Source organism: Kineococcus glutinatus, assembly GCF_039542765.1.
Classification (GTDB): Bacteria; Actinomycetota; Actinomycetes; order Actinomycetales; family Kineococcaceae; genus Kineococcus_A; species Kineococcus_A glutinatus.
Window position 1 is genome coordinate 1 of the sequence record NZ_BAABIL010000106.1, and the last position, 7,487, is coordinate 7,487.

Sequence of the window (7,487 nt, forward strand, 5' to 3'; positions counted from 1 at the left end):
CGAGCGGCCCGCCTTCGACCTGCACCACCCCGAGGTCGTCGGGCACGACACGCCGACCGCGAAGACCTCCTCGCGGGTGGCGCTCGTCGCCGGCGGCTCGCCGCGGACCAGCGCCACCAGCCCGGAGTCCACCCGCGGCACCGGCCAGAACACCGCCGGGGGCACCGCCCCGGCCCGCCGCGCCCGGCCGTACCAGGCCGCCTTCACCGAGGGCACCCCGTAGGTGCGGCTGCCCGGTGGGGCCACGAGGCGGTCGGCGACCTCGGACTGCACCATGACCAGGGCGCTGCGCAACGTGTCGAACCGCTCGAGCATGGTCAGCAGCACCGGCACCGCGACGTTGTAGGGCAGGTTCGCCACGAGGGCGGTGGGCGCCGGGCCGGGCAGCTCGCGCACCTGGAGCGCGTCGGCGAGCACGACGTCGAAGGAGGCGCCGGCCCGGGCGCGGGCGGCGACGGTGGCGGGCAGCTCGGCGGCCAGCACCGGGTCCACCTCCACGGCGACGACCCGGTCCACGGCGTCCAGCAGCGCCAGCGTCAGCGACCCCAGGCCGGGGCCGACCTCGACGACCACGTCCCCGGGGGCCAGGTCCGCGGCCCGCACGATGCGGCGCACGGTGTTGGCGTCGACGACGAAGTTCTGCCCGAGGGTCTTCGTGGGCCGCACGCCGAGGCGGGCCGCCAGCGCCCGCACGTCGCCCGGGCCGAGCAGCGCACCGCCCGCCGGCGTCGGCCGGGTGGTCGGCTGGGTGGTCGTCTGGGTGGTCGCGCCGCTGCTCAGAGCCTCTTCCCGCACACGGGCCATTGTCCGGCACCGGCGCGGGCGTAGAGCAGCTTGGCGCGGTAGGTCTGCTCCGCGGCGGAGGCCTGGCTGGGCAGCCCGCTGCCGCCGACGGCGCGCCAGGTGCTGACGCTGAACTGGTACAGGCCGTGGTACCTGCCGCTGCTGCTGACGATGCCCGGGTTCCCGCCGGACTCGCAGGCGGCCAGCGCCGCCCAGTTCAGCCCGTCGGCCCCGGCCACCGAGCCACCGCCGGTCGGAGCCGGGGCCGGCTTCGGCTTCGTCCCGACCTGCACGACCTCCTCGACGGGCTCGGCGTCCACGTGCTCGCCCACCAGGTCGTGGCGCACCCGGACGCCGTCGTGGGTCTCGTCCTCGAAGGTCAGCGTCTTGGACCCGTCGCGGCCCTCGACGCTGACGCGGCGCTCGCCGACGTAGAGGTCGGCGGTCTCCTCGGTGCGGCTGCCGTGGCCGATGGCCTGCACCTCGGTGCTCGTGGTGACGTCGACGCGCACCACCTGCACGCGCAGCCCCGCGGTGACGGGCGCGGTGGTGGGCGCGGAGACGGTGTCGAGGGGGCGCAGCACGACGCCCGCCTCGGCGAGCAGCCCGGCGACGTCCGCGGCGGTGGTGGTGCGGGGGGTCTCGGCGCCGTCGGCGGCCACCACGACGTCCTTGGGGGTGTCCACCCGCAGCTGCAGGCCCTGGCGGCCCAGCGGCTGCGAGCGCGAGGCCGACAGCCGGGCGCCGTCGGCGCGCACGCCGAGGTCGTCGAGGGCGGCCTGCACGGTGGTGGCGGTGGTCCAGTAGGTGCGCTGCTCCCCGTCGACGGTGAGGTCGAGGCGGCGGCCGTAGCGGACGACGACGTCCTGGCCCTCGCGCAGCTCGGTGTCCGGGGCGGGGGCGACGACGTCGTGCGCGCCCACGGTGATGCCCTCGTCGCGCAGCACGTCGGCGACGGTGCGGGAGAAGGTGCCGACCTCGCGGCTGCTGCCGTCGACGTCGACGCGGACGTCCTTGTGCAGGGTCGTGAAGGCGGTGGTGCCGCCCAGGACGAGGACGAGGGCCGAGCCGCCGGTGAGGGCGGCGGTGAGACGACGGCGGGGCGAGGGCAGGCGCACGGGGTTCCAGACGTCGATCCGTCCGGGCACGGGTCCGGGCGCACGGGCGCCCGCGCCGGCCCGGCGGTGGGCCGGCCTCCGGCGCCGCGAGGGGCGGCGCATCGCCCGGAGGCTTCTCCGACCCCGGCTGACAGTGCGGGACCGTAACCCGCTCGAGACCCCATCGACAAGTTCTCGTGATCGCTTGACCACCGCTGGTGATCACCGCGGCCCGGGCGGGCGGGCCTCACCAGGTGCCGTAGACCTCCTCGGTCGCGCACTGGAGCAGGTGGCACATCCGCTCCAGGTCCGTGCCCGTCACCTCCGCCATCGCCCGCACCGTCACGGGCACGAGGTAGCTGGCGTTGGGCCGGCCCCGGTGCGGGGCGGGGGTCAGGTAGGGCGCGTCCGTCTCCACCAGGAGCCGGTCGCGGGGGGCCGCGCGCAGGGCCTCGCGCAGCTCGCCGGCGTTCTTGAAGGTGATGTTCCCCGCGAAGGACAGGTAGTAGCCGGCATCGCCGCACACCCGGGCCATCGCCGCGTCCCCGGAGAAGCAGTGGAACACCGTCCGCTCCGGCGCGCCCTCCTCGGCCAGCACCCGCAGGACGTCGTCGTGGGCGTCGCGGTCGTGGATCTGCAGCGCCAGGCCCAGCTCCTTGGCGAGGCGGATGTGCCGGCGGAAGCTGTCCTCCTGCAGGTGCCACTGCTCCGGCGGGGTGCGGAAGTGGTCCAGCCCCGTCTCCCCCACCACCCGGACGCGCGGGTGGCGGGCCAGCTCGGCGATCTCCGCGACGGCGGCGTCCAGCTCCCCCGCCTCCGCCAGCGCGGGCACCTCGTTGGGGTGCAGCGCCACCCCGCCGAGCAGCTGCGGGTGCTCGTCGACGGCCTGCACGGTCCAGCGCGCCGCGGGCAGGTCGCAGCCGATCTGCACCGCCCGCGGCACCCCGGCGGCCGCCGCCCGGGCCAGCAGCTCCTCGACGTCGGCGAGGTCGTCGCCGTCCTCGATGTCGAGGTGGGTGTGGTTGTCCACCACCGGCAGCGGCAGCGGCTCGGGGGCCGGCGGGCGGGCCAGCTCCCGCCGGCGCCCGTCGGCCCCCTCGCCCGAGCGCGCGCGGGTGGCCTCGCTCACCCCTCGCCCCGCAGCCGCGCCAGCTCCTCGGCGACGACGGCCTCGACGTCGAGCTTGGTGAACACCGGCGCGGGGGCGGCCACGGGCGTGCCCGGTACCACCGGCACCGATCCCCACGCGGGCAGCGTCGCGTCCGGGCCGGAGCCGCGGCGGTAGTCGCCGGTGAGGACGGGGTAGCCGCGGGAGGCGTCGTCGAGGTCGGTGACCTCGCGGACCTCGGGCATCGGCGAGACCGTGCCCGCGCCGCCGAGCACCTCGTGGACGGCCTGCGCGGAGTGCGGCAGGAACGGCGACAGCAGGGTGCGGCAGTCCGAGACGGCCTGCGCGCTCACGTGCAGCACCGCCCGCATCCGCTCGGGGTCGGAGTTCTTGATCTTCCAGGGCTCCTGCTCGGTGAGGTACTTGTTCACCTCGCCCACCACGCGCATCGCCTCGGTGATCGCCGCGCGCTGGCGGTGCCCCTCGATGAGCCCGCCGACGGTGGCGAAGGCGCCGGAGGTGGTCGCCAGCACCCGCCGGTCGGCGTCGGTGGCCTCCCCGGCGGGCGGGATCGCGCCCACGTTCTTGGCGATGAGGCTGGCGGTGCGGTTGACGAGGTTGCCCCAGCCGGCGACGAGCTCGGAGTTGGTGCGGGTGGCGAAGTCCTGCCACGTGAAGTCCGCGTCGTTGTTCTCCGGCCCGGCCGCGGAGATGAAGTACCGCAACGCGTCCGGCTGGTAGCGCGCCAGCACGTCGCGCACGTAGATGACGACGCCGCGGCTGGAGGAGAACTGCTTGCCCTCCATGGTGAGGAACTCGCTGGAGACGACCTCGGTGGGCAGGTTGAGCGACCCGTACGGGCCGGGCTCGCCGCCCTTCGCGCCCCGGCCGTCGTACGCCAGCAGCTCCGCCGGCCAGATCTGGGAGTGGAAGGTGATGTTGTCCTTGCCCATGAAGTAGTACGACTCCGCGGCCGGGTCGGTCCACCACTTCTTCCAGGCGTCGTCGTCGCCGGAGCGCCGCGCCCACTCCACCGACGCCGACAGGTAGCCGATGACGGCGTCGAACCACACGTAGAGCCGCTTGGCGGGGTTGTCCTCCCAGCCGGGCAGCGGCACCGGGATGCCCCAGTCGATGTCGCGGGTCATCGCGCGCGGCTTGAGGTCGTCGAGCAGGTTCATCGAGAACTTCAGCACGTTGGGCCGCCACGTGCCGGACTCCGCGCGCCCCTGCAGCCAGGAGCCCAGGGCGTCGGCGAGGGCGGGCAGGTCGAGGTAGAAGTGCTCGGTCTCGACGAAGGCGGGGACCTCGCCGTTGATGCGGCTGCGCGGGTTCTTCAGCTCGATGGCGTCGAGCTGGTTGCCGCAGTTGTCGCACTGGTCGCCGCGGGCGCCGTCGAAGCCGCAGATGGGGCAGGTGCCCTCGACGTAGCGGTCCGGCAGGGTGCGGCCCGTCGACGGGGAGATCGCCCCCATGCCCTTCTGCGCGATCATGTACCCGTTGCGGTGGACGGTGCGGAACATCTCCTGCACCACCGAGTAGTGGTTGCGCGTGGTCGTGCGGGTGAACAGGTCGTAGGACAGCCCCAGGGCGCGCAGGTCCTCCACGATCACCCGGTTGTAGCGGTCGGCCAGGGCCTGCGGCGTCAGGCCCTCCTGCTCGGCCTGCACGAGGATCGGGGTGCCGTGCTCGTCGGTGCCGGAGACCATGAGGACGTCGTGACCCGCCATCCGCATGTACCGGCTGAACACGTCGGAGGGGACGCCGAAGCCGGCGACGTGGCCGATGTGGCGGGGGCCGTTGGCGTAGGGCCAGGCCACCGCGGACAGGACGGAGGTCATGCCCCGATCCTAGGGGCGTGGCTCCCGGGCGCCGCCCGGCTGCTGCTGCGCCGGGCGGGCGGCGGGCACCACCCCCCGCGCGGGGTCCGGGGGCAGCTGCACGCCGCGCGGGGCGGACCCGCCGGGCAGCGCGAACAGCCAGCCGGCACCGGCCCGCTGCAGCAGGTCGTGCACCGCGACGGCCAGCAGCACGAGCCCGGCGGTGACGACCGCCGGGTACAGCAGCGCGGCCGCGGTGGCCAGCGGCCCGGGCAGCGGGCGCAGCACGTGCTCGGCGAGGGCCAGCAGCGGCACGTGGAGCAGGAAGAGCAGCGGCGGGTGCAGCACGTACACGGGCAGGGTCCGCCGGCCCAGCCGCACCCACGGGGCCGCCAGCCGGGGCAGGGCGGCGGCGGCCAGCACGGCCAGGTGCACGCTGGCGGCGACGGCCAGCAACCGCACGGGCATCTCCAGCACGGCCGCCACCGCCGCCGGCGGGGCCAGCCGCCACACCGCGAGGTTGACCGCGACGTACGCCGCCCACACCAGCGCCGTGCGCGCCGGGCGCGGCCGGGCGATCCAGCGGCGCAGCACGTCGGGGTAGCGGGCGGCGGCCAGGTACCAGACGCCGTTCTCCAGCACCGGCTCCACGCCCAGCGGGGCGGGCAGCCAGCGGGCGAAGGCCGCCACCGCCACCAGCGCGGCGACCCCCACGACGAGCGGGGCCGGCAGCCGGCGGGTGAGGCGGCCCACGACGAAGTACAGCGCGAGGGCGTACAGGAACCAGGGGCCCACCCCGCCGACCGCCGCGGCCAGCAGCAGCTGCGGCACCTCCGGCGGCACGACCAGCCCGAGCCCGCCGCGCAGGACGCCGGCCCCCACGAGCGCCCCCGCCGCCAGGGCCGCCAGCGCCCAGACGGCGAACCACACCACGTGCAGGTACGCGTACGTGGCCACCCGGGGCCGGCGCACCACCGGCCAGGGCCGCTGCAGGGCGCGGACCGCGAAGAAGCCGGCGACGGCGAAGAACAGCGGCATCCGCAGCGGCCGCAGCACCTGGTTGGACAGCGACCACAGCAGCTGGGCGCGATCGGCCTGCGGCCAGGCGCGCTGCACGACGTCGAGGTAGTCGAAGAAGGTGACGTGGCCGAGGACCACGAGCGCGACGCACAGCCCCTTGGCGGCGTCGGCCCACTGCAGGCGGGTCGTGGTCGTGGACGTCTGGACGGGTGTGGTCATGGCTCCCCCCGAGCACGCGGACGGCGCGCGGTCCCCCCGCCGCGGCTCGTCGCGGGCAGGAGGTTAGCCAGTCCGGGTGAGCCCGGACCAGTGAGATCGCCGGGCCGTCCGGGTGAACGGCGCCCGGACCCCTTGACGCGGCGGGACCGGGCGCCGCGGGTCAGCCGCGCAGCGCGGGCAGCCCGGCGCGGATCTGGCGGACGCCCTGGGCGATGCGCTGCTCGTTCTCGATGAGCGCGAAGCGGACGAAGGCGTCGCCCTCGGGGCCGAAGCCCACCCCCGGCGAGAGCGCCACGTCGGCGTCGGTGACCAGCAGCGTCGCGAAGTCGATGGAGCCCAGGTGCCGGTAGGGCTCCGGGATCGGCGCCCACGCGAACATCGTCCCCCGCGGGCGGGGCACCTCCCAGCCGATGCGGGCCAGGCCGTCGATGAGCGTGTTGCGCCGCGACTCGTAGATCGCGTTGACCTCGGCCGGGTAGTCGGCGGCCTCGTTGAGGGTGACCGTGGCGGCGATCTGCACCGGCTGGAAGGTGCCGTAGTCCAGGTAGCTCTTCAGCTTGGCCAGCGCCGCGACGACCTCGCGGTTGCCGGCCAGGAACGCCACCCGCCAGCCGGCCATGGAGAAGGACTTCGTCATCGAGTACAGCTCGACGGCGCAGTCCTTGGCGCCGGCGCACTGCAGGATCGACGGCGGGCGCCAGCCGTCGAAGGCCACGTCGGCGTAGGCGAAGTCGTGGACGACGACGACGTCGCGCTCGCGCGCCCAGTCCACCAGCCGCTGCAGGTCGGCCAGCTCCACGGTGGCCGTCGTGGGGTTGTGCGGGAAGGAGCACACCACGACGCGGGGGCGGGGCCAGCCGCGCTCCCACGTCTCGATCACCCCGTCGACGTAGGCGGCGCCGCCGTCCGGACCGGGGCCGATGGGCACCTGCCGGGCGTCGGCACCGGCGAAGTACGGGCCCCAGATGTGGATCGGGTACGACGGGGAGGGCACCAGCGCGGCGTCACCGGGCTGCAGCAGCACCCACATGAGGTGGCTGAAGCCCTCCTTGGCGCCGATGGTGGAGATGACCTCCGTCTCGGGGTCCAGCTCCACCCCCCACTGGCGGCGGTAGAGGGCCGCGGCCGCCTCCCGCAGCTTCGGGATGCCGCGGGAGGCGGAGTAGCGGTGGTTGCGCGCGTTGTGCGCCGCCTCGGCCAGCTTCTCCACCGCGATGTCCGGGGAGGGGATGTCGGGGTTGCCGAACCCCAGGTCCACCACGTCCCGGCCGGCTCGGCGGGCCTCGCGCTTGAGGCCGTCGATGATGGTGAAGACGTAGGGCGGCAGACCGGGGATGCGGCGGAACTCCATCGCCCGAGCCTATCGAGGGCCCCGGCGGTCGGCCGGGACCTCAGCCGCCGGCCGCCGCCAGGTGGGCGCGCCAGCCGCCGGCGGCGGTG

Annotated in this window: 6 protein-coding genes; all 6 read right to left on the reverse strand. The window is 75.3% G+C overall.

Translation table 11 applies throughout. The features are described from left to right. Positions 1-804: 16S rRNA (adenine(1518)-N(6)/adenine(1519)-N(6))-dimethyltransferase RsmA (gene rsmA, locus ABEB16_RS04720; protein WP_345711112.1), on the reverse strand; the 804-nt coding region annotated here is incomplete at its 3' end. After that, a complete protein-coding gene (locus ABEB16_RS04725) occupies positions 777-1,931 on the reverse strand; it encodes a resuscitation-promoting factor (protein WP_345711113.1) in 1,155 nt (384 codons plus the stop codon). The genes rsmA and ABEB16_RS04725, both read right to left, overlap by 28 nt. Positions 1,932-2,127: 196 nt before the next feature. Then, positions 2,128-3,009, reverse strand: a complete 882-nt coding sequence (locus tag ABEB16_RS04730; protein WP_345711114.1) for a TatD family hydrolase — start codon at positions 3,007-3,009, stop codon at positions 2,128-2,130. Then, the gene (gene metG, locus ABEB16_RS04735; protein WP_345711115.1) at positions 3,006-4,829 is read right to left on the reverse strand and encodes a methionine--tRNA ligase; all 1,824 of its coding nucleotides are present in this window, start codon (positions 4,827-4,829) and stop codon (positions 3,006-3,008) included. The genes ABEB16_RS04730 and metG overlap by 4 nt, the downstream gene beginning before the upstream one ends. A 9-nt stretch (positions 4,830-4,838) precedes the next feature. Further along, a complete protein-coding gene (locus ABEB16_RS04740; protein ID WP_345711116.1) occupies positions 4,839-6,047 on the reverse strand; it encodes an acyltransferase family protein in 1,209 nt (402 codons plus the stop codon). Between the two features lie 160 nt (positions 6,048-6,207). After that, positions 6,208-7,398: an aminotransferase class I/II-fold pyridoxal phosphate-dependent enzyme gene (locus ABEB16_RS04745; protein WP_345711117.1), complete on the reverse strand. Its 1,191-nt coding sequence runs from the start codon at positions 7,396-7,398 to the stop codon at positions 6,208-6,210. Positions 7,399-7,487: the final 89 nt, after the last annotated feature.

Excerpts from the sequence above, each read along its gene's own strand:
- metG (WP_345711115.1), bottom strand. The coding sequence starts at position 4,829 with ATGACCTCCGTCCTGTCCGCGGTGGCCTGGCCCTACGCCAACGGCCCC.
- ABEB16_RS04740 (WP_345711116.1), bottom strand. The coding sequence starts at position 6,047 with ATGACCACACCCGTCCAGACGTCCACGACCACGACCCGCCTGCAGTGG.
- ABEB16_RS04745 (WP_345711117.1), bottom strand. The coding sequence starts at position 7,398 with ATGGAGTTCCGCCGCATCCCCGGTCTGCCGCCCTACGTCTTCACCATC.